Raw genomic sequence first — 25,461 nt, 5'->3', positions numbered from 1 at the left:
GACGCGCTCGTCGAGTGGTTCCACTGAGGCTCCATCGACGTGGAGAAGGGGTCGGAGGGCGGGAAGGGGCGGCGCCTTGCGGGGGCTACGAGATCGGCGCTCCGCTTGCGAAGTTGCGGGCCCGCAATGTCGTCACGTCGGCGATCCCGGCCAGTTCCGCGGCCGACTCCCGCACATCCGGGTCGGCAAGGGCGGCGCGGTACTCCTCGGCGTCCAGCCACCACTCGATGTTGTGGTGGACCAGCGAGGGCGACAGGGGATAATCAGGGCCCTGGGGAATTGCGTGATCGTCCACATCTCCACCGTCACCGGCTGCTGGAACATCGCACGGTCCAACTCCACCTGCTTACCGCACACCAGCGGCCCTTGGGCCGCTGGAAAGCGCGACACCTCAAACTGCGCCTCTGTAAACCGGGCGACGCCGGAGGAAAACGCCCCGTCGAACCGAGCGTCGGACGGCCCGGGTTCTGGGCCGCTGCCCGGGAACCTGGACCCCCCGGCTCAGTAAGCGACGCTGAACCGGGCCTGGGGGTGGGCCGGCTTGTCGATCTCGTCGACGAAGGCGATGGCGTAGTCGGCGCCGGAGATGAAGGACTTGCCCTCGGCGTCAGTGAGCAGCACGTCGCCGCCGACGCGGAAGGTGCCGGTGCGCTCACCGGGGACCCAGGCGCCGAACTCGGCGGCCGGGCTGAGGTAGAACCAGTCCGCGTCGGTGTCGGCGGCCCGCAGTGCGTCCAGGAATAGCGCGTGCGTGGTTGCCTCGGCCTTGTAGACCTCCGGGAAATCGACGGCGTCGAGCACCCGCGGCCCGCCCTCGGCCACCTGCAGGCTGCCCGCGCCGTCCACCACACCGATCCGAGCGCTGCCCTCGGCGAGCGCCTTGTTGTTGGCGGTGAGGGCGCGGAGGCGGAGGACGGCTTCGGCTCCTTCGAGACCCCAGCGGGCGCCGGTGATGTCGAGGCGGTCGCCGATGAGGTGGCGGCAGGTGCCTTCGGCGGCGCCGGTGGCGATGGGCCAGCGGCCTCGAGTGCTGTGTCGTAGTGGAGTTGGCCGAGGTGACAGGTGAGGTAGCGGTGGCAGCCGGCGACGGCTTCCCGGCGTGAGCCGGGCAGGCGTTCACGGTCGGCCTGGGGCAGCATCTCGTCGGCGGCGCGGAGGGCCTTGCCTGCGAGGATCATGGTGCGCGGATCGGCGCAGGGGACGCCGCCCGGCATCACCACGGCCAACGCAGGCGGGAACCACTCCGTCGTCGACATCAGGCACAGTCGCCCTCGCCGTTCAGCTCGGCGGTTACGAGCCACTCTTCGTCCTCTCGGCCACCGTCTGCGTGGCCGCCGCGCGCAGCGCACCGTGAACAGCCATTGCTGCCGCACGACGCCGATCCTCACTGCTCTGACCGGAGCCTCATCCCCTGCAGGCACAGACGAACCCACCCTCATTCCTGTCCCCAACCAGGCGACAACGCGCGGGTTCAACGGTTGGCCCCTCCCAGAATCCGCGAACTCGCGCGCTTCCGACCGGACAGCGCAGAAGATCCGTCGCCATGAGCAGGGCCACCGGTACGCCGAAGCCCAGCTGGTCGTGCTCGGAGCACCGGTGCCGCGGGCCGGCTGCAGCCCGGCGCTCTGGCTCCGCGAGGCCCTGGCCGCGGTCGGCGCCCGCAACGTACGGCACCGCGGAGCCCACCGCTACGTGTTCCGGCTCGGCAGAAACCGTCGCGAGCGAGAGCAGATCAAGCTCGGGCTTCCTGCTCGAAGGCCGTATCCCAGACGTCCCGACACCGATCCGACGGCGACCTGAGGGGCTCACCGCCCCTGCACGAGGGGACCTGCCCGTCGGCAGGGCCCCAGGCTCACCGCCCTGTACTACTTAGAAGCGGTGCTCATAAGCTGGGTCTGCCGGACGGCTCCTGGACCGGCCTGCTCAGCGAGGGTGAAGCCACATCGGCCTACGCGATGGGATCGCTTCCTATCGGGTGGCCCGAGGGGTCTGCGTTTTCCCACGGGCCTGCTGCGTCAGGATCGTCGGTGCAAACGTCCGCCCAGACGGTCAGTAGGGGATCGAGGTCTGTGCCGGCATGCGAGCCGAGTAGTTCGTACAGCGGATACCGGAAGCGCTCGCCGGGGAGTCGTCGCGGTGAAGCACTCGCCAGGATACCGGCTCCCTCCGTGGGCCTTCCGGCCACGCACAGGGTCAGCGCGATGACCTCGGCTCTACTGAACGGGGGACTGTAGACGAGTGGCGCGAGCCGGGGATCGGGGCGAACTGCGGCCGTGACAGCCTCTGTGGAGGTTGCGTCGAACGGCATTGGCCTGCCGTCAAGAGCGCAAGCAACAAGATCGTAAACATCCCAGGGGCCGTCCACTGCCCGGTTCCGCAACTCTGCGAGCGCGGTATCCAGCTGTGGGGAGCCTGCGGTGGTCAGCAACCGTACCCACGCATCTGAAGGATCTTGTCGGAATTCAGACTGGCGCCGAGCCTCTTCGAAGTCACCCCGCATGAGGCTGACAAGGGTCGGGCTGCCAGGAAACACGCCGTATCCCGCTTTTGCATAAGCCTGCGCTGCGTCGTCGAATTTTCCCAGCCACAGCTGCATGAAACCCAGATAGCCCCAGGCCGTAGCGCTGATCTGCCAATCACCGCTCTCGGCGGCCATACTGAACTCCGCCGCGGCGTCGCTCACCTCGTCGGCGAACATCAGGACGTAGCCGCGGCGCAAATGCAGAGCGCCGGCAGCGCGGCGGCGTGGCGTACGGCCGATCAGATCCCTGAGCAGCGTGTCGGCTTCGGCATACCTCCTGTCCTCGAAGGCGGCGATCGCGAGGCGTTCCGCCGCTCGAAGAGTCAGTGGCGATGCTTCACCCAACTGGGCTTGAAACATCTGGGTGTGAGAGCGCAGGACCTCTAGTTGGCCATTCCAGAGGCGGGCGCGGCCGTAGCTGTCAGCCAGTCCGGCTGCGAGCCGGTCGAGACGCTCGGGGTCCGGCGAAGGCTCCTCCTGTGCTTCCGCCAGCGCCGCGCTCCAGAGATCCGCCGCCGTTGCGTGGTGTCCGGCGTCGGAGTGCGCCAGGGCAATCCGGCTCCGGACGTCGTCCACCAGGGCAGCGTCCGGCTCTGCCTCGGCACGTATCTCGACCAGGTGCTGCTGCCATAGGGTGACGAGTTCGTCCCAGAGGCCGCCGTGTTGATATGCCTCCGCCAGCTCCAGGCGGTAGTAGGCGGCCTTCTCTTCGTCCGGCCCTGCTTCCGCCAGCGCCTCCCGCCAGATGCGCGCTTCGTCAGCGTGGCGGCTCGCCTGGCGGTAGGCAGCGGCCAGATTGCGGAGCGCGGTGGCAAGCTGGTCCGGGTCGGTCGGTGTTGCGGAGTCGAACTCAACCTCCCTGAGCTGAACCAGATCTTCCCAGCGGTTCTCCTTTTCGTAGAGGTGGATCAGCTGGTCACGGAACGATCGGGCCCATTGGCTGCTGGTGTTGCCAGGCCATCCAGTTTCCGCGAGGCCTCCCACCAGCACACGGGCCTGTTCAGTAGGACGGCCCGCACGTCGGAACATCTCGGCAAGATGTGAGCGGGCTTTGTGGACTGCCTGCTGATCGGGCGACGTACGCGCGTTGACGAGGTCCGTCTCCGCCTGCTGGAGCAGTTCGTCCCACGCGCCTGCTTGAACCAGCGTCTGATCGAGTTGTTCGCGGTACCAATGGGCACGTTTCTCGTCCGCGTCGGAGTCCCGGGGAGCATCGGCTATAGCTTCCCTCCACACCTGGGCTGCATCGTCGACACGACCCGCCTGCCGGTACGCATCAGCGAGTTCGGCACGTACGCTGTCCCGGCCGGTTTCGTCGGGACTTGAGGTGGACTCACCGACTCGCCGCTCGCACAACGCGACCAGGTCGTCCCATCGTTGCGCCCGTCGCAGCGCGGCGCGAAGCTGTTGATGAGCATCACGCGCGGCTTGTGGATCCGCGTTCTCGGTACTCAGTATCTCGTCATACCGCGTTCTCCACAGCTCAACCAGGTTGTCCCACTGCTCCGCATGCTCGTAGGCGGTGGCCAGTTCATCGCAGTAACGGCGGATCCGGTCTTCGTCGCGATTGTCCGTTCCAGTCTGTACCTTGGCGATCGCCTCACGCCAGACGTCCGCCTCTTGGTCGGGGAGCCCAGCATTCCGGCATGCTTTGGCAAGTCGTCGCCGGATATTGTCCGCCTCGAGAGCGTAGTAATCCGGGTCCTGCTGAATGTCGGCAAGACAGTCACTCCAAATTGAGATCTCGTCTTCGAAACGCTCGGCGATGGCGTATGCGTTCGCGATATGGATCTGGGCAGATCGCAGCTCTGCCGGGTTCGGGTCGGGCGCGTTGCGCGCCTCCGCCAGCACCGGCTCCCAGAGCGCCACCAGATTGCTGCCCTGCTCGTTCCAGCTATAGATCCTGTTCAGCTTGTCCCGGTATCGGACTATTCTCCGGCGGTCGGGCTGAGATGCCGACAGTGCGTCGGCGAGCGCTACCAACCAAACACCAGCCTCAGAATCTGAGCCATTCACCTCTTTATAGCTGCCGTCTGCATAGCTGATGTCTCGATACGCCTTCGCCAACTTTTCGCGGTAATCGTCAGCTACTTCGAGATCCCCGGCAGCGATCGCCTCGGTGAGCATCTGCGCCCACACATCGACAATCTTGTCGTGGGCGTCGGCGAGCTTGTAGGCGGAAACGAGTTCACTCCGGTATTTGTCGACGCGCACAGCTGCGTCTGGCTCCGCGCCGATGGCACTGGCCAGAGCGTCCAGCCACACCTGTGCCTCGGCGTCGGGCCGGTTCGCCCTGTGGTGAGCACGGGCAAGTTTCTGCCGTAGCGTGTCCGCTCGATTGATATCGCCCTGGGCGAGCGCTAACTCCAGCGCGGCCGCCCACACCTGAGCACCTTCCTCCGGCTGTCCGACCCTGTCATACGTCCAGACCAGCTCCCGCTCGAACCATCGGACCGTTTCCGAGTCACACAGCGTGCGCCATCGGGCGAGCGCATCACGCCACATCTCAGCCAGATCGTCCCATCGCTGCTGTAGGCGATATATCCATCGGAGTTGCCAGAAGTAGTGTTCGGCACGCCCGATGTCAGCGGCATCGTAGCCAAGGCTCTGCTCCAGAGCTTCGCGCCAGATCGCTGTGGCCTCGTCGTGACGTCCTGCGCCCACCAAGGACTCGGACAGCTCGTCGCGAAGGTCGTCGAGCTGAGAAATCGACGCCCAGCCGGACTCCGACGCCTCCCGAAGGGCTTCCGTCCACAGTTGCACCTCCGCGTCCCACATTCCGGCACGTTGGTATGCCCATGCAAGCTCCTGGCACCGATGGACGATCAGGTCGGTATCCGGCTCGATTGCCGCCTCGGCGTCCTCAAGAGCGGCGGCCCTGGCCGTGGCGAGGTCACTCCACCGCTCCTGAAGCTCCGCGTCCAGGCCCCAGTCGGTCGCGGAGTCCACTGCTTCGCCCTGCCCAGGAGTGTGCGGAAGGGCCGGTGTGGTTCCGCGCAGCTGACCGAGCCAGTTTTCAAACTCCCGAACGATCTCGTCGGAGGTGACTGTCAAGGTTCCGGTGGCGAGAAGCATCGGTCCGATGGCTGCGAGGGCGTACTGCCCGTCAGAGGCTATCCGCCCGATGAGGTCGGCCAGCGTGGAGTTCACCTCATCGCCCTCGTTCGCGCAGGCGATCTCTGCAGCCACTGCGGCAAGATGGAACGCGGTTTCGTTGACGATGAATTCAGAGGCCTGCGTAGCTTCCGGTAGCCATCCTGCGCCGGCGGCAACCTGCGCCGCCATGACCGCGAGTTCGGATGCCAGGTCGGCGTGCGCGAAGCCGAAGATCGCTTCGAGACTGTCCGCGAGCAGCTCTCGCGCCTCGGCTGCCCTGTCACCCCATACCAGGTGTTCGGCTACCCTGAGGGTGTCGCGGATGCGACCGAATTCGGACTCCGCTTCATCACGGGATTGCGAATCCGCACGGCTGTCACCCCAGCCCATCGCCAGCGCGGTGGACATGCCGCCTTCACCCATGAGGACCATCCATTGAGCGGCGCCGAGTGCGTGATTTGCTTCACGGACCTCCCCCAGAACGGCGAGGAGGGCGGCGTGCCACCTCACCAAGGCAGCTGCACGGAAATACTCCTGGGCGCTCATGATGCCGTAGGCCTCACCTTGGTGTTCCCGCTCCAAGGTGTCGATTTCCCGTTCCACCCGTTCGGCGGCGTATCGGCGTAGATCGTCATGCGCCGCGCCGGTCGCCTGTACATGCGCGGCGGCCACAACCACTTCGACCACCGTGGTGGTGGGTACGTGACTCAGCTCCGTCACGCTGGGAAGTTCTTCGTTCCGCAGCCGCTGGAGCATATTCCTCAGTTGCGGTAGCGGAGCGTCATCCGGGCCCAGGGACAGCCCGTCGAGGAGTATGCAGGCCTCGGTCACTTTGCCCGAGCAGAGCCACCGGTGGACGATTTCCGATGCCTGCTCGCGGTCCAGGCTGCCGTTCGCCGCTTGTACGGCCGCCCTCAGCTCGACTCCCTCCGCAGGAGCGATGCTTCGGAGCAGAGCGGAAAGCCCATCGGAAAGTTGCGGCACGTCGGCGCTTGCGACTTCGTAGCTCTGACGAAAAACATTGACTGCCAGAGATCTTTCTGTGGCCGCTTTGGCGGCATAGGTCAGGGTCTGAGTAGTCGCCTTGAGTAGCTGACGTGAGACCTCGTCGCGGCCCGACATCACCGACCCCAGGGCGCGCAAGGTTTCACCCGGTGCGGGTGTGTACATCTCGTAGAGCGCCAGGGCCCGCAGCATGCTGGAGTCTGAATGGCTAGGTAGTGCGTCCAACGCGGTCGTGATGGCGCATCTGATGCGCCATCGTTCGCTACCGGTGGCTGGCCGGGTCCAGGTCAGGATGCGGAACAGAGCGCGCACGCCGTCTTCGAGGCCCTCCGCGGCGTAGCGCTCGGCCAGGGTGATCGCCGGCTCCAGGAAGCCTGCCGCACCCATGTGGACGACTGCTTCAATCTCGAATCGCTGCTGGCATTGGCCGTGGAAAATGTCGTGGTGAAGCCACCCGCTCCCCGGGCCGGATCCCAGAAGGCTGGGGGCAACCTCCTCGAACACCTGGCGGGCCTCGGTGGTTCGTCCGGACCAGAGCAGGTAGCGCCCGTACTCGTAGAGGATCTGGCTGCTCTGCTCACGGTCGAGACCAGAGTTCGATGGGTGGTCGCCGGCGCTGGTCGCCAGGCGCTGCGACGCACGGTGCTTTCTGGCCGCGTGCACTAACTCAAGCAGAGCGTCACGGTACTGGAGATCCCGTTGAGTCGCAGCGAGAACCGCCAGCAACCAGGCGCGCCGCGCCGGACTTCGGTCCCAGCTGTCCTCGTCGTCGCCATCCTCGTCCAACGCGACCCGCGTTGCCGCGCGGATACCGAGAATCGCTTGGCAGAGCCGGATGGTCTCGTTGGCATCCCCGTGCTGATATCCCCCCAGCTCGTCGTACCCGGAGGAGGGGTCCGGCTCGTGCCGGAAGCTGTCGACGAAGCTGCCACCGCGATGCCTGTCGAGAATCTGCCGGGCGAGGTACCGAGACTCTTTCCACCCCCTAACGGCCAGGGCGTCGTAGAGGATGTCTCGTTCCGGCCGCTCTTGCTCGAACATTCCGTGAATCGAGTCCAGCACCTGGACCGCCCGGCTGTGCTCCCCATGGCGCATCAGATGGAGCACGACGCACTGACGCTGGTAGCCGCTGTGAAGCGTCTGCAAGATCAGGCGATTGAGCTCGTCGGCGTCCAGCACGGCCGACAGGCGGGCAAGGGACCAGGCAGCCAACTCCGGACGATCACCGGGGAGCACATGCCGGGGTCCAGCGAGCACTGCACGGACGATTTGGCGAGCCTCGGCCTCGCGACCCGAGCCGAGCAGGTAAACACCGATGAGGAGGTGCCAGACAACCGCGTCGTGCGGTGGCAGAGCCTTGGTCGCCTCCAGTGCGTCATCAGCGCCGAGGATGAGAGCGACGTCGGCTGGCGTGCGTAGTGCTATGAGTCGTCGGACAGCGCTCCAGCGCAGCAGGAGGCGTGCCGCTGCCGCATAATCGGCATGCGTCACCGCGATCCGTACCACTGTATGAAAAGTCCTCGCCGACAGGAGGGCAGCCTCCGGCCTGGATGTGGACATCCACACCTGACGGGTAGGGAAGCCGGGCTCGGCCATCAGCTCGTAGAGCCGGCGGCGCTCCGCGCTGTCAGCGGCTGACGCGACCAGGTGATAAGGAAGATGTTCCAGCACGTAGTAGTCAGTGCACCTGTCCCACGCCCCCTGCCATGCCCGGTAGGCTGCGCCGACGATTCGGGCATCGCCTCCTCGTCGCTCGACCAGAGGGTGCGGTCCCTCACTCAGGAATTGGGCGAACGACTGGTGGTAGATGGACCATACGCCGTCGCGTTCCCCGTGCAAGTACTGCCCTGCGACGCGGTAAAAGTCGTCAACCACCGAGGTAGGCAGGGAAACGATCTTCGCGATCTCACCTGCGCGGAATCCTTCAGACCGGCACGCCAGGATCAGCTCAAGACACGGACGGATGACGGTGGACCACCGGGTCTCCGCTGCGGCATTGCCCGGCGGCCGCAGCTCACGTTCAAGGAACCTCTCGTACCATTCGGTGAGCCCGGCGGGAAGGTCGGTGAGGTCGGCAGCTGACGCCTCGTTACGGCGGAGGGATTCGACCGCGTAGTAGGCATACAAGAAATTCCCTGCGGACGCCTCTTGAACAAGCCGTGCGATCTCCTCGCGTAGCGCAGCGTCGACATCGGCGAGGCGCGCTTCCACATACTCAGACACCTCAGCCGTACCTGGCGGCGCATCCTCCACTAAATCGATGTGAGCGCTTTCCACCCCGACGCGCGACTGCCAAATGCGCGGATCTTTACGGCTGCTAATGAGCAAGCGAAGCGGCAGGTCAACCGCGTGCCGGAAGAGAACCTCCACCAATGTCGGCGTGCCGCCCCACGTCACCGTCTCGTCGAGGGAATCGAAGGCGACAGTCAGGGGACGAGACGGCGCAAGCTCTCTCAGCGGCCGGCGCAGCAATCGGTCCACGGCGTCCAGCACGGATGAATCGTGCAGTTCAATCTGCACACCGACGATCTTCGAGCCGCTTGCGGCCCGATCTACGCGGACATCAGTTCGCACTTCGATCCGCGAAGGGCTGCCTGGCGGCTCGCCAGCCGGATTCAGCAGGGCATCGCGAAATCCGGGGACCGACACACAGAACTGTTCGGCCACCGCGGCCACAGCGGACAGCGGACTGGACCGGTACCCCGAACAGTTCCACACAGCGGACAGCCAGCGCTGGTCCGCAGGCGTCATCGCCTGCCGGTAGGCAAGCTCGGCAAACGCCGAGGTCTTACCCATGCCGGGCGGGGCGACAACCGCCAGAACGCGATCGACCCCGGCCTCATGCCAGCTCTCGATGGCATCAAACAGCCACTGCCGACCGGTGAAGTCGTCGACTATGCGCAACCCACAGTCGGTAAACAGTCCGGTTTTGATCAGACGTGTCTGCTTATCACTCATCGGCCGACCCAACGCTCGTCCGTTACCCGCGGGCCACGTTTCCGCGGAAACCAGTCACCTTGCCGCCAGGCCCCACGTCACCCACGGTTCCCAGCGCCTTGACCTGGGTGCCAGGGTGCAGCTGATCGACGTCGACAACGGCGAGTTCACCATCGACTCGGCCTGCGATCACCTTCGCGTCGATGCTGGTCCCGGTGGGTTCCCGATCCTCACCGTCGAACGTGATCCGCTGCCGGTAGGCCAGCTCCAGGATCCCCCGAAGCGCCTCGACCCGAGCGATCAACTCGGCATCCGGCGGCTCGCCCACCCGGCTGTCTCCGTTGACGTACGGCTGCAGTTGCTCAGTAAGAATTTGCAACTGCTCGCTGCGTTCCTCTACGACCTGCTCGTCCACATCGGTGGCGAGCTCACCGTCGAGGACTGCGGCATCCGAAGCCGCATCCCGGCGATCGCGTCGACGTTTGAGGAGCTCGGTGGCCTGACCGTAAAGGAAGTTGATGCCCTGAGTGAGAGCGGCTGCTCCCAACACGGCTATCGTGACCGGCTCCGGCATGGCGCTCCTTCGGCCGTTTAAAACCAACACGATACTGAACCTGCTCAATAGGCTGCCACATCAAGCGACGAGTTGCGTCGTGCGGTGACGCGCAGTTCGCCCGAACAATCGGCCAGCGATACGGACTGACCTGACCTGTTGCCGATCTGCCGGGCACGTGTCCGTTGATCTTTACTGTCTCAACTCGCATATCAGGTCTGCCACTTAGTGATGGTACCGTCACGCCCCCCAGGTCGGCCGCGCATACGGAGAAACGGTCCAAGAAGCTGAAACGACGGTGAGGTGAGGGGTGCTGGAGGTCTTGGAGTTACGGATGTGGATGGTCGCTGAGGTGATGGCGAATGGCGACGGCCTCGACGTCAATTCCCAGGCCGACGCCGTGTACGACGACCTGGTTCTTGAAGCCCTGGTCAACGAGGGCTTTGCGGACGGTTCCGCCGGCATGCTCGCGACCTGGTCCTGCAGGATGATGCCCGCGGCGCTGTCGTGCGTGTTCGCGGAGAGGATGACGACCGCGATGACCAGCCCGAGGACGTACACCGCCCTCCCGCCGGTCCTGACAAAGCCGCCTCAAGCCCGGATACGCCCGCACCGCGGGCGCGGCCTGGCTATGGGCCCGCGAGCATGACCAGGTGCTAGCTAAGGTCCGTCTTCGCGTGTCACGAACCACCAGGATTCTTTTGTCGAGCGACTGAACGACGTCATCGGACCATCGCTCGTCGAAGGTATCTGGCCAGACCCGGAAACAATCACCACCCCCAGGCGCTTGGAGTAGAGGAGTGAGACCAGGAGCCCATGGCCACCGCCGGGAAGACTACGACGGCACCGCCTTCACGGCTTCAGAGCGACATGGCTGATAAAGGAGCCAGCAGGCCGTCGCCCGGCCACAGGGCGCACCCGGCTTCCGCCCACGCCAGGTGCCGGCGGACCTCGGCCAGGACCTCGATGCGGTCGGCGGGCCCGTATGCCCGATGCCGCCCGGCTACCGGGTCGTAGGTTTCTCGGTCAGTCCTGGGTTCTGGCACAGATCTTGGGCAGCGGTCGCGGAGCGTCACCGCCCTGCCGTAGTCCGCTCGTGGCCGCACTGCCGCCCAGGCCCGGTGACCGGGGGTCGAGTCATGACAAGACGGGCGGGGCGCGGGCCACGGGGCCGGCAGGCGACAGGGGGGCACCTGCCCGCCCCGTGGGGCGCGGCCCGCTCATGGGGGGAAGCAGGCCTTGTGGGGCCGTAACCACGGCCCCACCGGTGACAGCGCACCGGCCGCCGCAAGTCTCACTCCCCCAGCGCTGCCTGCGCCAACCGCCTACTCGATCTCCGTCAGGCAGCCTCATGCTCCAGCAGCACAGAGTCCGTACCGGTGAGCTGGAACAAGCGCGCGACAGCGGGCCTCACCGGTCCGGAGACCGCGAAGCGCACGCCGGCATCGCGGCTGCGGCTGCGGCTGCGGGCTGCCAGCAGGACGTTCAGCCCGGCGCAGTCGCAGAAGTCTACCCGCAGCAAGTCCGCCTCGACGCATCGGGCACCGCTGATCACCGCGGTCTCCAGTTCGTCTCCCAGCCGGGCCGCGCTCTGGAGGTCCACCTCGCCCGCCACGACCACCACCGTCCGGCCGTCGGCTGTCGTGCTGCCCACGCGCAGCCGCTGTCCACACCGTCAGCCTTCCGGCTGGGCGGCCCTCAGTCAAAGGCCGGTCAGCCAAATCCGGGCCGGCGTGCCGAGGACAGGCCGGGCGCGAGGTCCTCTTCCGACCGCGGCTGATGCACCCCGACCTCATCAATCCCGACTCATGGGGGAATGCTGATCACAGCGGCAATCGCGACCCGGTCTCCATCTGCGGTCGCGCAGACCCGAATTCACAACTGCCGCGGCACAGCTCACCCCATCAAAGGTGAGCGGGAAGACCGCAGCCTCGTACATCGCAATGCTCAACAGGAGCACGTCGGCGATCCCTTCCGCACAGCCGTCGCTCCTGGACGGCGGCGCAGGGCCGTGGTGTCACGGGGATGGAGACGGGGCAGTACCGGCCGGACCTACTCGGCGGGTTCATCGCAGAGACCGGACTGATCACGACACCCCCACGACGTCACCCCGAACCGAAAATCTCAGTAGCGCACGGATGAGCAGCTAGCAGGTGTATTCAAGTTCGGGCCACACAGCTCGTGACTGATCACTTAACCGCTCTTCCCGACCCCGCCCGAGCTGAGTGGCTTAGTTGCGGCCGGTCTGCCAGCGCACATAGTCCCGGGTGAGGCTGTGCCCGGCCACCGCCTTGTCCTCGGTGAGAGCCCCGGCGTTCACCGCGTCGGCGCCGGTCGCCGCGGTGAAACACCCGGCCTTGGCGGAAACCCGCACGGTCGGGTGGGCGGCCAGGACCGGGGCCAGCAGGGTCTGCGCCTGTCTGGTGGCGTAGTTGGGGGCGGTATCGCCATCAGTCAGGACGATGGCGACGCGGACGTGTTCGTGTACTTTCTCGGCCATCCAGACCAACGGATACAGGAGTCTGGAAGAGAACCAGCGGGTGGAGTTCGAGGCAAGCAGAAATGGTCCGCCCCTTTAGCCCTGCGGGCCAGAGGCCAGCAGAGGTTACTGGCAGGCCCTGTGGGGCCTGCCAGTAACTGCTGGTCCTAGACGACGTGGTCCGATGTCAGGACTGTTCCGTTGCCGGTGCCTTGCCGGATACCGCAATACCGGCCTGGTGGAAGTCGTTCACTGCGGCCGCTGTCGTGTGCGGGGCAACTCCGACCGAGTAGTCCAGGCGTACGCGCGTACGAAATCCCGCCGCGACGGCGTCCAGTGCGGTCGCACGTACGCAGTGGTCCGTCGCGATGCCCACCACATCGACCTTCTCGACCCCGCGGGCGCGCAGCCAGTCCGCGAGGAGGGTTCCTTCTTCGTCGGCTCCTTCGAAGCCGCTCTTGGAGGCGCTGTGAGCGCCTTTGTAGAAGACGGCATCGACCTTTCCGCCGGCGACGGCGGGGACGAAGTGGGGGTGGAATTCGCTGCCCTCGCCTCCGGCCACGCAGTGGACGGGAAAACTGTCCTTGAAGTCCGGGGACTCGGAGAAGTGACCCCCCGGGTCGATGTGGTGGTCGCGGGTGGCCACGATGTACTGGTACTCACGTCCCGCGGTCTGTTCCACCAGGTCAGCGATCCTGGCCGCGATCCGCGCGCCGCCCGGTACGGGGATACTGCCTCCCTCACAGAAGTCGTTCTGCACATCCACGACGATCAAGCCTCGGTTCACCATGACCACCCTTCATCACGACGGAACAACCCCCCGCGTTCTACCCGCCCTCACACGCCCCGGGGGACAGCGGCGGCTGAGCTCACCCACACGGCCCACGGGCTTCACCGCAGGAACTGTTCACACCCGCACGCCGCCTCCAGGCGGCGGGCCGAGCAGGCCGGTTATGCGACTGGCTCATACGTCACGCTCTGGTCCGGGCACAGCCGACCGCCACCTCGCGCAGGACACCACCACGGCGGCCTCCCCCTGATCGTCGCCCGGCGCCGCCTCCCCCGTCGGCTCCGGGCGGCCCCCGAAGCTCCCGGCAACCGCATCACACCACCGGCTGCCGGGGCCCTCTCCGCTCGAGTCTCAGTTGTGTTCGTAGCGCACGACGGCTTCGCCCAGATATCGCTTCACCAGGGCGGGCAGGGCGCTGGTGTGGTCAGGCCTTGTGGATCTTCCAGTCGGCGACGCTGGAAGCGCGGTTGAAGTAGGCGTTGGTGCAGACGTCGAGTTTGCCGCCCTGCGTGTCGCCCCCGGCGTGCTGGTTGGTCTCCAGGAAGCCGCCGTTGCCGTCGTAGGTGTTCCACAGATGGACGACGTCCCCCACTCGGACGTTCTGGTCGCCGGGTGTGGAGGTCTGGGCGAAGAACCGCCACTTACCGCTGCCCTGGGCGCGGTCGTTGGACTCCGCGGTGGCCACGTCGTACTTGCCGCCGGCGTTCTTCTGGTCGGTGCTGGCGTGGTTGGCGGTGTCGAGGTAGCCGCCGTCGCCGGAGTAGAGGTTGCGCAGGTGGATCAGGTCCCCGCTCACGACCGGATTGCCGGCTGCCTTGCCCGAGGCGGAGAGGACCTCCCACGTGCCCGTGCCCGCGCCCGCGCCCGTGGCGCGGGTCGGCGAGTCCGCAGTGGCCACGTAGTGCTTGAGCCCTGCCGAGGTGTGGTGGTTGAGGGTGTCGAGGTAGCCGCCCTTGAAGTCGTCATACCCGTTCTGCAGGTGGATCTTGTCGCCGTACTTGAGCTCGTTCGCCATGTGTCTTCCTTCGCCGCCGGAGATCGCACTGACTGTGCCGGGCATACATGCCGTCGGCACGGCCTCATGAGAGCGGCGGCACAGGCGCGGGCGGTAGACGGCAGGAGGACACACAGGCCACTTCGGCGGCGCGGGTTTATCTGGCCCTCGCGGCCCGGTTGCAAGGGGGGCGCAGCGCGCAGAAACCGTCCTCCGTACGTTGGTTCACGACTTCGCGGCACTCCACAACGACGGGAAATCAGTGCTGATCGCTTCCCCGTCGCCATTCTCGCGAGTGAGTCCCGCGGCGCCGCGTTGACGCCCGTTGTCACCGGCACAGACCGGGTCGGGTGCTGGAGGAGCCACAGCTGCCCAGGGTGACACCGGGGCCGCGCTGTCGTTGGACAGCGCGACTCCATACAGCCGGGTCCCGGGAATGTCATGGCTGATCCCCCCGGGACCCGTAGGTGTCCGACTCGTGGCAGGATCTCTCCGGCCGTCCTGGCAGTGCCCGTCGGCGGCTTCGGCGTCGGTCATGAACGCGCCTGTGTCTCAAGTCGGCTCTTCGCCGGCCTAACCGGGCGGCGAAGAGCCGCAAGGGCTGTCTGCTCAACCCCTGGCCCATCGGGTGACCCACGTTCCCGCGTCCTCACCTGACGGGTCGAGCAGGCGAGGACGGGCAGCCAGGACGGGTGCCGCAGCCGACTCGGGGATGACCGCGGCACCCGCCACCGCACAGCCCGCAGCGGGAAGAACCGCTATGGGGCGACCGTGCCAGTGCCCCGCTCACCGGCCGCCATGCTGCGCCGTCGAGTGGCGCGTCGGCGGAGGCGTCGCGCGCGGCCCCGCCGTCGCGCGCGAGGACACCTGGGGGCGCCTGATCCCCTCGCTCGCCGCCCAGTGCGTCAGGAAGAGGCCGCCCGGCGCGAGTTCATCGACGACCTCCTCTACGGCCGCAGCGATCCGGGCCGCCTCGCCGAACGCGTTGAGCGCTTCGGTCTGCGCCTGTCCCACGCGCACGCGGTCGCCGTCGCACAAGGCCCGGACGCCTACGACGAGGGCGACCCCGTGCCCCGCCAGCTGGAGCGTGCGCTCATCTCCCGCTTCGACGACCGCAGCATCCTGCTCACCACCAAGGACGGCCGCCTGCTGTGCATCGCCCCCGGCCCCCAGGACGAAGTGCTCACCTACTTCGCCAGGCAGGCGCACGCCGCCACCGACGGCGGCCGGGTCGCCATCGGCCGGCCCCAGCCCGGCCCCGGCGGCGTAGTCCACTCCTACGAAGAGGCACTCAACACCCTGGAACTCGCTGAGCACCTCGACCTCGACGACCCGGTACTGCACGCCGCCGACCTGCTCGTCTACCCCGTCCTCACCCGCGCAAGGAGTGGGCGCCGCGTTCGCGGGCGGACTCGGCGGCCTCCAGGATCAGGATCGTGCCGCCCTCTCCGGGCACATAGCCGCAGGCGTCGCGGTCGAAGGGAAGGTAGGCGCGGGCGGGGTCCTCGCTGGTGCTGAGCCGGCCGCCAGCGAGCTGCGCAACCCGGCCCCAGGGGCACAGGGAGGCGTCGACGCCGCCGGCCTGGTCGCTGACGACGACGCCGCTGGGGCCCTTCATGCCGTTGCGGATGGATCGGCCACGTTCGCGCTCGCGCCCGGTTCCAGCCTGGCGACGATCACGGTGCTGTGCACGCGTGCCCGCCCCTCTCCACTCTCCACGTGGAATGCCCACGTTGACAGGGGACTGCGGGGTGGGCCAGACGATCGTCATGAGGGGGGCTTCGCGGGGGTGTTCCGGCGAGCGGTACGGCTGTGGACGACCGGTACGGCAGTGGCGAGGCGACCGGCCTCGCGATAGCGCCCCAGTCAGCGGCAAGGCCATCTGGACCGCGCCGGTCAGGGCGGTACGTCGCCGTACTGCGTGCCTTCGATCTGGTTACGCTCCCACTTTTCCGTGCGGACACGTCCTCCGCTCACCCCCCTGCCTTCACCGGCTGCCGCTCGGCGCTGCCGGTGAAGGCGGGTCCGGCGTGTCGGAGGAGGGCGTGGACTGCCGGGTTGCCGGTGTCCTTCCAGGCGAGGACGAGCAGGGCCGGGTCCGTGGCGTCGTCGATGGGGCGGGACACCAGGCGTTCGTGCTGCGGGGCGGCCATCGACTCGGTCAGGAGGGCGACGGCGAGGCCGCGGGCGGCGAGGTCGGCGACGGCGTTCGCGGCGCTCGCCTGGAGCGTGATCGTGGGGGTGAGCCCCTGGGCGGCGCAGGCGTCGTCGAACGCCGCGCGCACCCCGGTGCCGGGCGGCATGCACACGACCGGGTAGCCGACGACGTCACGCAGGGTCGGCCGGGGCAACACTGCGAGGGGGTGCCCGGGCGGGACAGCGACGACCAGCCGCTCGCTGACGACGGCCAACGTCTGGAGGTCCTGTGCGGCGGGTCCGGTCGTTCCGGCCAGGGCCAGGTCGATGCTTCCGGCGCGCACAGCGTCGAACAGCCGGTCGGAACGGTCCTCCAAGAGGGAGATCTCGACGCCGGGGTGCTCGTTGTGGAAGGCGGCCAGCGCGTCGAAGAGCGGCGTGACGGTGCACCCCACGACCATGCCCACCACCAGCCGGCCCCGGATCAGGCCGGTCACTTCGTCCACCGCCTGTCCGACGCCCTCGGCTGCAGCGAGGACGGCACGGGCGCGCCCCATGGCCGCCCGTCCGGCCACGCTCAGGGTGACGCTGCGGGCGGAGCGTTCGAAGAGGTCGGCGCCCAGTTCGCGTTCGAGCTGGCGGATCTGCGCGCTCACGCCGGACTGACTGATGCCCACCCGGTCGGCGGCCCGGGTGAAGCTCTCCTCTTCGGCCACCGCGACGAAGTACTCCAGCTGCCTCAGGTTCATGAGCAGTAATTGTAGATCGCAGAATTTTCAGCTGTTGGACTTCTGGCGCATCGTTTGACCACCATGGAGGAAGTCACGAACGGAACCGAGGAGGATTTTGTGTCGAACCACGAGAAGGCCATGCGCCCCGAGGACATCACCCGCCTCTTCGTCGCGCGGGCCAATGCGGGCGACGCGGACGGTGTCGCCGCCCTCTACGAGGAAGACGCCGTGCTGGCCTACCCGCCGGGCGAGCAGACGGTGGGCCGCGAGGCGATCCGCGCGCTGTGGGAGAAGGTGCTGTCCAGCGGGGCCGAGTTCACCCCGGAGACACCCCTGCCCACCCTGCTCAGCGGCGACCTCGCGCTCACCTCGAGCCCGCCGAAGGACGGGGCCGGCGCCCGCGCCCAAGTGGTGCGGCGGCAGCCGGACGGAAGCTGGCTGCGCGTGCTCGACCAGCCGGAATTCGTCACGCCGACCGGCTGAGCGGACCGGCGGGGACGACTCAGGAGACAAGCGAGGAGTGGTGAGGCCCCCGGGCTGTGAGCGACCTGCCTACGGTGCGGCTCGCGGGGCCCCGGGGCCTTCTCGCGCGCACTGTGAGAAGACCCGCGGACTACCCAACCGTGTGCGGGGGACGCAGCTGAGGGTGCGCTGGACGGGTGCGCCCGAGGACGCGACGTGGGCGAAATGGCGGCACATGCCGTCCGGTGGATTTCGGCCCGGCATGACGCGGCCACGGAGACCACGTTCCCAGCCACCCTTGTTCACAGCCTCATCGAGACCACGGAGACGCACGATGTGCCACGACGATGGCTCGTCCCACCTGGCCCAAAAGCCCCAACCGCCCCTGAACACCCCCACCCCAGAGAAGCCCTTGACTCCAGAAACGCCCTTGACCCCAGAAACGCCCTTGACCGCAGAAACGCCCTTGACCGCAGAGACCCTCATCGAGGTGGAGGATTTACGGGACGCGGGCACGCCCCGCAGCGGCGGCGAGGACGACGAGCACGTCAAGGCGCTCACCGACGTGGAGGACCGGCTGCCGCCGATCATCGTGCACCGTCCCACCATGCGGGTCATCGACGGCATGCACCGGCTGCGCGCCGCCAAGCTGCGCGGAGCGCGGCGCATCCGGGGCCGGTACTTCGAGGGCGACGAGGCGGACGCGTTCGTCCTCGCGGTGCGCGCCAACGTCTCGCACGGTCTGCCGCTCTCCTTGAACGACCGCCGCGCCGCCGCGGCGCGCATCGTCGCCAGCCATCCCCGCTGGTCCGACCGCCGGATAGCGGCCGCCACCGGCCTCGCCGCCCGCACGGTGGCCTCGCTGCGCCGGGAGGCCGGCGTGGACGGGACCGCCGACGGCGCCCGGCGGATCGGCCAGGATGGCAAGGAGCGGCCGGTCAGCAGCGCCGAAGGGCGCCGCATCGCCGGGGAGTTGATCGCCGAGGACCCGGAGCTGTCACTGCGCGCGGTGGCCCGGGAGGCCGGCATCTCACCGGAGACGGTGCGCGACGTGCGCAGCCGGGTCCGGCGCGGCGAGGACCCGGCGCCGCCCCGGGCGACCGTGAACCGCTCCGACGTCGAGCCGCAACGGACGGAGGGCGGGTCAGGCCGGGACGGGCAGACCCGCCGCGCAGGCGGCGTCCGCCGCGTGCCTGTGCCGCCCCGGCGCGGCGCCCACGGCCGCAGCCTGCTCAGGCGGCTGCGCAACGACCCGGCGCTGCGGCTCAGCGAACCGGGCCGGGCCCTGCTCCGGCTGCTCGACGCCCAGGCGATCGACGAGGACGGCTGGCGGCGGATCGCGGCGAGCGTGCCCGCGCACCGCAGGCGGATGACCGTGCAGGCAGCCCTCGGCTGCGCGCAGGCGTGGCAGGAGTTCGCCCAACGCCTGGATCCCGAGCTGGAGTCGGCGGAGCCGCCGAGCGGTTGAGCGGTTGAGCGACGACACGTCCGGCGCGCGGTCTTCATACCGCGCGCCGGACGTCTCTTCGCACCCGGCTCCTCAGGTCTCGCTCCGCCGGACCCGCACCGTCCCGTCGCGCATCGCGAGGCAGGCGAGCATGCCGACGACCAGCATGCCCACCGGCAGCCACAGGGCGCCGGAGACGGCGTCGGCCACCGCCCCGGTGTCGGAGCCGTCCCCGGCGGAGGCCATCCCGCGCTGGAGCAGGACGCTCACCGCGGCGCTGCCGAAGACGCTGCCCACCTGGCGCGCGGTGTTGTAGACGCCGGACGCGGCGCCCATCACCGGGCCGGGGATCTCGCGGGTCGCCACGTTGGCGAGGGGCGAGAACAGCGAGCCGGTGCCGACGCCGCACAGCGTGAGCGCCAGGACCCACGCCCACACCGGGGTCGCGGCCCGCGCCGTGAGGGCGAGGGCGGCGATGCCGCAGCCGAAGGCGAGGAACCCGCCCATCGCCACCCGCGCGCCGCTCACCCGGTCCGAGAGCCGGCCGGAGAACGGGCCCACCACGCCCGCCGCCACCGCGAGCGGCAGCGTGATCAGGCCGAACACGAACGGCGAGTAGCCGCGGGCCGTCTGGAGGTACAGCGTCAGCGGCAGATACAGACCGGTGAGGGCGAAGCCGACGGCGAGTCCGCCGACGCAGGCCGCGGAGAAGTCCCGGTGCTTGAAGAGCGAGAGCGGGATCAGCGGCTGCCCGAAGAAGTGCTGGCGGACGACGAACGCCACCAGGAGGAGTGCGCCGAGAACGATCAGGTGGGTCACGGTCAGCGGGCCCGCCACTGTGGACCAGTGGTAGTACTCGCCGTTCTGCACGGCGAAGACCAGAGCGAGCAGGCCGAGGCAGGACAGCAGGGTGCCGAGCACGTCGAACCGCTCGCGCTCGCCGCGCGGCGCGCCGCGCACCCCCCCGGGCACCAGGACCGCGGCGAGGAACAGGCCGGCCACGCCGATCGGCACGTTCACCCAGAAGATCCACTCCCAGCCCGCGGTGTCCACGAACAGGCCGCCCAGCAGCGGGCCGATGGCGGTGGCGACGCCGCCGACCGCGGCCCAGATGCCGAGGGCCGCGCCGCGCCGGTCCGTCGGGAAGAGCTGCGCGATGAACGCCATCGTCTGCGGCGCCATGGTGGCCGCCCCGATGCCCTGGAGGGCCCGGCCGGCGATGAGCAGCACCGGCCCGGTCGCGAGGCCGCAGAGCAGCGACGCGACGGTGAAGAGCACCAGCCCGGTCACGTACATCGGCTTACGGCCGAGGCGGTCGCCGAGCCGGCCGGAGAGCAGCAGCGGGACGGCATAGGCCAGCAGGTAGACGCTGTTGACCCAGCTCACCTGATTGAGGTCGATGTCGAGGTCGGACATGAGCGCCGGGACGGCCACGTTGGTGATGGTGGTGTCCATCATCAGCAGGAAGAAACCGACGCACAGTGCGGCCAGGGCGGCCCAGGGCCGCGCCCCGTCCTGTTGGGGCGGACGGGGCGCGGGGGACGAGGTCCGGGTCGGCGTGGTCACCGCCGGCCTCCTTCCGCCGTCCCGGTGAGTCCCTGGGAGCGGTCACCGCCGGTCCGGGCGGCGCCGGCGCGGTGCCATTCCAGGACACGTAGCTGCGGACGTCCGACGAGGGCGTGTCCGTACAGGGTGAGGGTGTCGCCGTCCAGGCGCAGGTCGCGCGTCTGCACGGTGTCCAGCCAGGCCGGGTCGGGGGCGAGCGTGATGCGGTGGTGCACCCGGTCGCCCTCGCGGTGCCACTCGCCCGCGTAGCTCATGTACGTGGCGGGCGGGCGGGCGCCCGGGGCGGCGTCGGGGGCTTCGCCGGTGCGCATCATCGTCACCGACAGATGGCCCAGGGCCGAGTAGACGAGCAGGCCCTCCGGGTCCGGGCCCAGTGGTCCGGGCAGTCGCTCGCCCCCTTCGCCCACGTCGTGGAACGAGGCCAGCCGCCACACGCCGGCCAGCGACGCGCCGGCCGCCTCCGCGGTGTCGCCGGGCGCCGGTGGCGCGGTGACCGTCCCCGCCGCGCCCGTCCGGCCGATGCTGTACTGCTGGTTCATCCGCGTCACCCCTCGGGTCGTCTCGCGCGTGCCGGCCCACCGGATCCGGGGGCCACTTCGTCGTCGGGGACGCTCTCAGGTCGGGATGCCCTCGCGCCGGATCTGCGGCACCTCGATACCCAGTGCCCGCAGTTGCTGGTACGGGTTCATGAACTCCCGCTCCTGCTTGATCTTCCCGTCCTCCAGGTGGAAGAAGTGCAGGAAGTGGTTGCGGTAGTGGCCGGGGGGATAGCCCGGGAAGAGGATCTGGCCCTCGCCGTCGCACTCGACCCAGAACCGGTTCGGGTCCTGCGTCTCGTACACTTCGATGTTCTTCCACTCCCAGTCCGGGAAGCACTGGAGCGACCATTCGCCGTGCGCCTTGAGCTTGTCCCGGCCCCGGGACGCGATCGGCTCCTTGGTGTCGCCGGTCCACAGGCCGGCCTCGCCGTCCTCGGCGAAGAGCTGGTAACGGGTCAGCCGGGTCTCGCCCTTGCGGCTGAGGTAGTCCTCGACGACCGCCCGGTGGCGGCGCCGCAGTTCGGCGTCGGCCGCGGTGTTGTCGGCGAAGGTACGGGGCGTGTTCGCGGTGTCGGTCATGGTGGTGCTTGCTCCTCAGGTGGGGTCGGGGTGTCGCTCAGGCGTCGACGAGGCGGACGATGTCGTCCACGGAGCGGGCGGTGTTGAAGGTCCGCAGGTCGAGGGTGACGCCGAGGCGCTCCTCCAACTGGACGAAGGCCCGCAGCGAGCTGAGGCTGTCCCACTGGTGGGCGGCGAGCCGGGGCTGGAGCCGCAGCTCGCCCTCGGTGGTGTCGAGCACCTCGCTCAGGGTCTCCAGGACGTGGTCGCGTATGCCGGGGGAATCGGTCATGGTCGGTTTCTCCTCCCTGGGTGTGTACGGGTCAGCGGGTGCCGGCGTCCGGCCCGTCGGCCGCGGCCAGGCCGATCCAGGCCGGGGGCGCGGGGAGTTCGCCGGTGAGGTCGAGGCGGTGGACGCCGGGGGTGCTGGTCCGGGCGAAGCCGGCGCGCTCCCACAGGTCGGCGGCGACACCGTTGCGTCCGGTGTCGCGATGGCGGCCCTCCAGGGCGACGGCGCCCGCTTCCCGGGCGCGCTCTGCGAGCCAGGCCACGGCCGCCAGTTCTACATCGCGGCCCAGCACCCGGCAGCTGAGCACGAAATTCTCCACGGACCACACCGGCCCGGTACCGGTGTCCTCCTCGACCCGGCGGACCCAGGCGGCGCCGACGATGCCCTCGTCGCCGAAGCGGTCCCGCACCGCGAACGAGGCCGCGAACCGGTCGTCGGCCTCCGCTGCGGCCCGGGTGCCCGCCTCGTCGAAGCGCTCACCGGTCAGGTTGAACTGGTTGGTGCGCTGCGAGAGCTGGGCCATGCGCGCCGCCGAGTAGGGGTTCGCGGGCGCCGGGGTGAGGGCGATGTCCAGGGCGCGCAGGTACTCCTCGGGCGAGCCGAAGCCGCCGGAGAAGGCATGCCGTTCGGCCCGGGTGCGGTACAGATCCGGGCGGGCCCGGTCGGTGCCGGTCAGCTCGGCGACATCGAAGAGACCGCGGCTGAGCAGGGACCGCACCAGGTGGGCGGGGTCGCCGGCGGCCGGGACGACGGTCGTGCCGGGCAGCTCGTCGGCGACGAGGCCGCACTCGAAGGGCGAGTCGTCCACGAAGACGAAGGAGTCGGTCGACAGGGAGAGCGTCTCGGCGATCTCGCGCAGGTTGGCGGCCTTGGAGGACCAGTTGACGGCCGCCGCGGAGAACGCGTCCCGGCGCAGCAGCATCTCGGGGTGCTCGGCCAGGACCTCGTCCACGGGCTCCGCGTCGTTCTTGCTGACGGCGACGAGAACCACGCCCTGCTCCCGGAGCCGGAGCGCGGTGCGCTGGAGCTCCTGGTAGCAGTTGCCGGGGTACAGCCCACCCAACTCGATGCCGTGCGGCCCGACTTCGCCGAGAACTCCGCCCCACAGGGTGTTGTCCAGGTCCAGGGCGAGCACCTTGCGGGACAGCCCCAGGGTGGCCTGGGCGTAGCGGCGCACCTCGTCGGCGAGGAGGGCCAGGGCGGCGTCGGTGTAGGGCAGGTCGCCGAACCGGTGAAGCCGGTCGTCGCGCACCCGGACGGCGGAGTCGGCGAGTGCGCCGGCGAGGTCGGCGACCGCGACGCGGGGGCTCTCCTCGGCCAGGTGCAGCAGACCCGCGTTGAGCCGGTGCCACGCCTTTGCGAGCGCGGCGCGCTCCCTCCAGCCCAGCACGCTGTCGCGCAGCTGCGCCGGAAGCGGCACGGTGTGCAGCACCACGTCGGCGCCGCCGCACCGGGTGGCGCCGAGCACCAGGTCGCGCAGTTCGTCCAGGCGGGCGTGGATGTACTCGCCGACGCCGTGCACGTCCTGCGCCGACCAGTCGTCCGGCAGGAAGTAGGCGTCGTCGAGCAGGCAGCTCACCAGGTCGGGTCCGCCCTCCACGGCGTACTCGCCGGAGCCGAGCGTCAGCTCGAACGAGCCGTACCGGCCGCTCTCCACGCGCGCGACCGCGCCGGCGCCGAAGAGGGCCGCGCGCAGCAGGTCGGGGTAGGAGCCGGGGGTGCAGGTGGCGAGGACCAGCACGTCGATCTCGTGCGCCGAGCGCGCCGAGGTGCTTCCGGGTGCCGCGGTGAACTCCGCCAGCACACGCCCCGCGCGTTGCAGCCGGGCCGGCTCGTCGCACTCCAGGAGCGCGGTGCGCAGCCGGGGCCCGGGCGGGGTGCCGTCGGCGACCACCTCCCGTAGCCGCGGGATCAGGTCGGCCGCGGCCCGGTCGTCGGGGGCGGTGGGGGTGGGTCGGGTCGGTCGGATGGTCGTGGGGTGCCGGGAACTGGTCATGGTGACGCCGCCTCGTCCTCTCTCCACGGGGGTTGGGGTGTCGGTCGGGCACACGGGTGCCGCCGGGGTGGCCCCGGAGGCCAGGCCCGCAGGAGCGCGGGACGCCGCCTGGACGGCCCCAGAGGTCAGACCCGCAGGAGCGTGGCGCACCAGCGCATGCCGGTGGAGATGCCGCACAGGGCCACCAGGTCGCCGGGGGCGAGGTCGCCGCGCTCGTTGTGCAGGGCGAGCGAGACCAACTGGTCGGCGGCACCCATGTGGCCGTGCTCGCGGGCGAACCGGGCGTTGGTTCGTTCGGTGGGGATGCCCAGCGGGCCGGTGATCTTCTCGATGGCGCCGGGCCGGGCGTCGTTGATGTAGATGGCCCGGTCGATGTCCTCGCGGGTGAGGTCCACCCGGCCCAGGGCCATGTCGACGGCCTCCACGACGTTGGTGTTGCGGGCCGACAGGAAGCGCTCGAGGCGGCGCGGGTCGTTGCCGAAGTGGGCGTGCAGCTTGGCGTAGCCCACCGACTCGGCGCTGGTCCACCCGGGCGGCGCCACGGGGGCCACGGCGCCGCCGTAGTCGCCGCGGAACCAGTCGCACACGTCCGGGTCGGAGAAGTGCTCGGTGGCCAGCCACCGGTAGCCGGTGTGGCCGCGCCGCAGGACGACCGCGGCCGCGCCGTCGCTGTGCACGCAGTCGTTGATGTTCATGCGGTTGCGGTGGTGCTCGCTGACCCGGTTGACCGCGGCGTACACCACCGTCCGGATGTCCGGGTGCACCGCCATGGCGCCGGCGATGTGCCCGAAGGCGGTGATGCCGGCGCCGCATCCCTCGTTGTCGAGGAGCAGCGTCTTCGTGCGCGGAATGCCGAGATCGCGGGCGAGCGCGGCGGAGGAGTCCCAGTAGAGGTACTCGGGCATCTCCGAGGTGGCGAGGACGACGAGGTCGACATCGGCCGCGTCGAGGCGGGCGTCGGCCAGGGCCTTCTCCGCCGCCTCGGTGGCCAGGTCGACGGCGAACACGTCGTCGGGGGCCTTGTGGTAGGTGTCGCAGCCCCATCCCAGGACGCGTTCGGGATCGTCCACGTAGTCCTTCGCCGTCGCCGCGACATCGCGCTCCTCTCCGAATGCGTATCCGAAGTTCGTGATGCCGAAATCGACCAGGGGGCTCGTCATATTCCTTTCCCTCCCATTTTTCCTCCGCCGGATGACGGCCTTTCGCACGGAAGGCTAGAACGACTTGCGACTCGCTTTCCAGTGTCAGAATTTGGCGGTCCGTGGGCGTGGGGGGGGGGGGGGGGGGGGGGGAGGGGGGGGGGGGGGGGGGGGAGGGGGGGGAAAGAAGAGAAAAAAGATGTTGCACAGACCACCAACTCCC

17 protein-coding genes and 5 pseudogenes are annotated in these 25,461 nt (G+C 69.0%); 4 read left to right on the top strand and 18 right to left on the bottom strand.

From position 1 onward, the window contains the following. Positions 1-85: 85 nt before the first annotated feature. The 8 genes and pseudogenes from ACZ5XS_RS38175 to ACZ5XS_RS38140 all read right to left on the bottom strand — a co-directional run bounded on the left by ACZ5XS_RS38175 (position 86) and on the right by ACZ5XS_RS38140 (position 12,486). Positions 86-295, bottom strand: a complete 210-nt coding sequence (locus ACZ5XS_RS38175) for a hypothetical protein (RefSeq protein WP_468659299.1) — start codon at positions 293-295, stop codon at positions 86-88. A gap of 206 nt (positions 296-501) precedes the next feature. Continuing rightward, entirely contained in the window at positions 502-846 is a 345-nt protein-coding gene (locus ACZ5XS_RS38170) for an NAD(P)-dependent oxidoreductase (protein ID WP_468659348.1), read from the bottom strand. Between the two features lie 39 nt (positions 847-885). Further along, a pseudogene (locus tag ACZ5XS_RS38165) lies at positions 886-1,193 on the bottom strand (ISKra4 family transposase); the annotation flags it as partial. Positions 1,194-1,948: 755 nt separating this feature from the next. Next, positions 1,949-9,580, bottom strand: coding sequence for a hypothetical protein (locus ACZ5XS_RS38160; protein ID WP_468659297.1), 7,632 nt, complete (start codon positions 9,578-9,580; stop codon positions 1,949-1,951). A gap of 22 nt (positions 9,581-9,602) precedes the next feature. Continuing rightward, positions 9,603-10,133 carry a hypothetical protein gene (locus tag ACZ5XS_RS38155; RefSeq protein WP_468659295.1) on the bottom strand — a complete coding sequence of 177 codons (531 nt, stop codon included), beginning with the start codon at positions 10,131-10,133 and terminating at the stop codon, positions 9,603-9,605. Between the two features lie 343 nt (positions 10,134-10,476). Beyond that, a pseudogene (locus ACZ5XS_RS38150) lies at positions 10,477-10,691 on the bottom strand (IS5/IS1182 family transposase); the annotation flags it as partial. Between the two features lie 760 nt (positions 10,692-11,451). Next, a complete protein-coding gene (locus ACZ5XS_RS38145) occupies positions 11,452-11,766 on the bottom strand; it encodes an STAS domain-containing protein (protein ID WP_468659293.1) in 315 nt (104 codons plus the stop codon). Positions 11,767-12,342: 576 nt separating this feature from the next. Further along, entirely contained in the window at positions 12,343-12,486 is a 144-nt protein-coding gene (locus ACZ5XS_RS38140; RefSeq protein WP_468659291.1) for a hypothetical protein, read from the bottom strand. Positions 12,487-12,522: 36 nt separating this feature from the next. Here ACZ5XS_RS38140 and ACZ5XS_RS38135 point away from each other — a divergent pair. Then, positions 12,523-12,691 (top strand): annotated as a pseudogene (locus tag ACZ5XS_RS38135) (cold shock domain-containing protein). Between the two features lie 87 nt (positions 12,692-12,778). Here ACZ5XS_RS38135 and ACZ5XS_RS38130 read toward each other — a convergent pair. Both ACZ5XS_RS38130 and ACZ5XS_RS38125 read right to left on the bottom strand, forming a co-directional pair. Then, positions 12,779-13,378 carry an isochorismatase family protein gene (locus tag ACZ5XS_RS38130; protein ID WP_468659344.1) on the bottom strand — a complete coding sequence of 200 codons (600 nt, stop codon included), beginning with the start codon at positions 13,376-13,378 and terminating at the stop codon, positions 12,779-12,781. A gap of 427 nt (positions 13,379-13,805) precedes the next feature. Further along, positions 13,806-14,396, bottom strand: coding sequence for a hypothetical protein (locus ACZ5XS_RS38125; RefSeq protein ID WP_468659289.1), 591 nt, complete (start codon positions 14,394-14,396; stop codon positions 13,806-13,808). 870 nt (positions 14,397-15,266) lie between these two features. On the opposite strand from ACZ5XS_RS38125, the pseudogene ACZ5XS_RS38120 reads away from it, so the two are divergent. After that, positions 15,267-15,761, top strand: a pseudogene (locus ACZ5XS_RS38120) (PucR family transcriptional regulator); the annotation flags it as partial. A 4-nt stretch (positions 15,762-15,765) separates the two neighbouring features. On the opposite strand, the pseudogene ACZ5XS_RS38115 reads toward ACZ5XS_RS38120, so the two are convergent. Then, positions 15,766-16,008, bottom strand: a pseudogene (locus ACZ5XS_RS38115) (beta-ketoacyl synthase N-terminal-like domain-containing protein); the annotation flags it as partial. A gap of 340 nt (positions 16,009-16,348) precedes the next feature. Then, a complete protein-coding gene (locus tag ACZ5XS_RS38110) occupies positions 16,349-17,260 on the bottom strand; it encodes a LysR family transcriptional regulator (RefSeq protein WP_468659287.1) in 912 nt (303 codons plus the stop codon). Positions 17,261-17,359: 99 nt separating this feature from the next. Here ACZ5XS_RS38110 and ACZ5XS_RS38105 point away from each other — a divergent pair, with 99 nt between their 5' ends. Next, positions 17,360-17,725 (top strand): YybH family protein, encoded by a 366-nt coding sequence (locus tag ACZ5XS_RS38105; RefSeq protein WP_468659285.1) that lies wholly within the window; start codon positions 17,360-17,362, stop codon positions 17,723-17,725. Positions 17,726-18,170: 445 nt separating this feature from the next. After that, positions 18,171-19,172 (top strand): ParB/RepB/Spo0J family partition protein, encoded by a 1,002-nt coding sequence (locus tag ACZ5XS_RS38100; RefSeq protein ID WP_468659283.1) that lies wholly within the window; start codon positions 18,171-18,173, stop codon positions 19,170-19,172. 72 nt (positions 19,173-19,244) lie between these two features. Here ACZ5XS_RS38100 and ACZ5XS_RS38095 read toward each other — a convergent pair whose 3' ends face one another. The 6 genes from ACZ5XS_RS38095 to ACZ5XS_RS38070 all read right to left on the bottom strand — a co-directional run bounded on the left by ACZ5XS_RS38095 (position 19,245) and on the right by ACZ5XS_RS38070 (position 25,259). Continuing rightward, on the bottom strand, positions 19,245-20,717 hold the full coding sequence (locus tag ACZ5XS_RS38095) for an MFS transporter (protein ID WP_468659281.1): 1,473 nt from the start codon (positions 20,715-20,717) through the stop codon (positions 19,245-19,247). Continuing rightward, a complete protein-coding gene (locus tag ACZ5XS_RS38090) occupies positions 20,714-21,256 on the bottom strand; it encodes a lipocalin-like domain-containing protein (protein ID WP_468659279.1) in 543 nt (180 codons plus the stop codon). The genes ACZ5XS_RS38095 and ACZ5XS_RS38090 overlap by 4 nt, the downstream gene beginning before the upstream one ends. A 75-nt stretch (positions 21,257-21,331) precedes the next feature. Then, on the bottom strand, positions 21,332-21,835 hold the full coding sequence (locus tag ACZ5XS_RS38085; RefSeq protein WP_468659277.1) for a PhzA/PhzB family protein: 504 nt from the start codon (positions 21,833-21,835) through the stop codon (positions 21,332-21,334). A 37-nt stretch (positions 21,836-21,872) separates the two neighbouring features. Then, the gene (locus ACZ5XS_RS38080) at positions 21,873-22,106 is read right to left on the bottom strand and encodes an acyl carrier protein (protein WP_468659275.1); all 234 of its coding nucleotides are present in this window, start codon (positions 22,104-22,106) and stop codon (positions 21,873-21,875) included. 31 nt (positions 22,107-22,137) lie between these two features. Next, a complete protein-coding gene (locus ACZ5XS_RS38075) occupies positions 22,138-24,099 on the bottom strand; it encodes an HAD-IIIC family phosphatase (RefSeq protein WP_468659273.1) in 1,962 nt (653 codons plus the stop codon). A 125-nt stretch (positions 24,100-24,224) separates the two neighbouring features. Then, positions 24,225-25,259: a 3-oxoacyl-[acyl-carrier-protein] synthase III C-terminal domain-containing protein gene (locus tag ACZ5XS_RS38070; RefSeq protein ID WP_468659271.1), complete on the bottom strand. Its 1,035-nt coding sequence runs from the start codon at positions 25,257-25,259 to the stop codon at positions 24,225-24,227. Positions 25,260-25,461: the final 202 nt, after the last annotated feature.

Source organism: Streptomyces sp. NPDC033131, from assembly GCF_055578365.1.
Note: the sequence above shows the minus strand (reverse complement) of the source record. Positions and strands in the feature narration are given on the sequence as shown.

Bases quoted from the DNA above. Each gene is read 5' to 3' on its own strand.
- ACZ5XS_RS38155 (WP_468659295.1), bottom strand. From the start codon at position 10,133: ATGCCGGAGCCGGTCACGATAGCCGTGTTGGGAGCAGCCGCTCTCACT.
- ACZ5XS_RS38160 (WP_468659297.1), bottom strand. From the start codon at position 9,580: ATGAGTGATAAGCAGACACGTCTGATCAAAACCGGACTGTTTACCGAC.
- ACZ5XS_RS38080 (WP_468659275.1), bottom strand. From the start codon at position 22,106: ATGACCGATTCCCCCGGCATACGCGACCACGTCCTGGAGACCCTGAGC.
- ACZ5XS_RS38085 (WP_468659277.1), bottom strand. From the start codon at position 21,835: ATGACCGACACCGCGAACACGCCCCGTACCTTCGCCGACAACACCGCG.
- ACZ5XS_RS38090 (WP_468659279.1), bottom strand. From the start codon at position 21,256: ATGAACCAGCAGTACAGCATCGGCCGGACGGGCGCGGCGGGGACGGTC.
- ACZ5XS_RS38070 (WP_468659271.1), bottom strand. From the start codon at position 25,259: ATGACGAGCCCCCTGGTCGATTTCGGCATCACGAACTTCGGATACGCA.
- ACZ5XS_RS38110 (WP_468659287.1), bottom strand. From the start codon at position 17,260: ATGAACCTGAGGCAGCTGGAGTACTTCGTCGCGGTGGCCGAAGAGGAG.
- ACZ5XS_RS38125 (WP_468659289.1), bottom strand. From the start codon at position 14,396: ATGGCGAACGAGCTCAAGTACGGCGACAAGATCCACCTGCAGAACGGG.
- ACZ5XS_RS38075 (WP_468659273.1), bottom strand. From the start codon at position 24,099: ATGACCAGTTCCCGGCACCCCACGACCATCCGACCGACCCGACCCACC.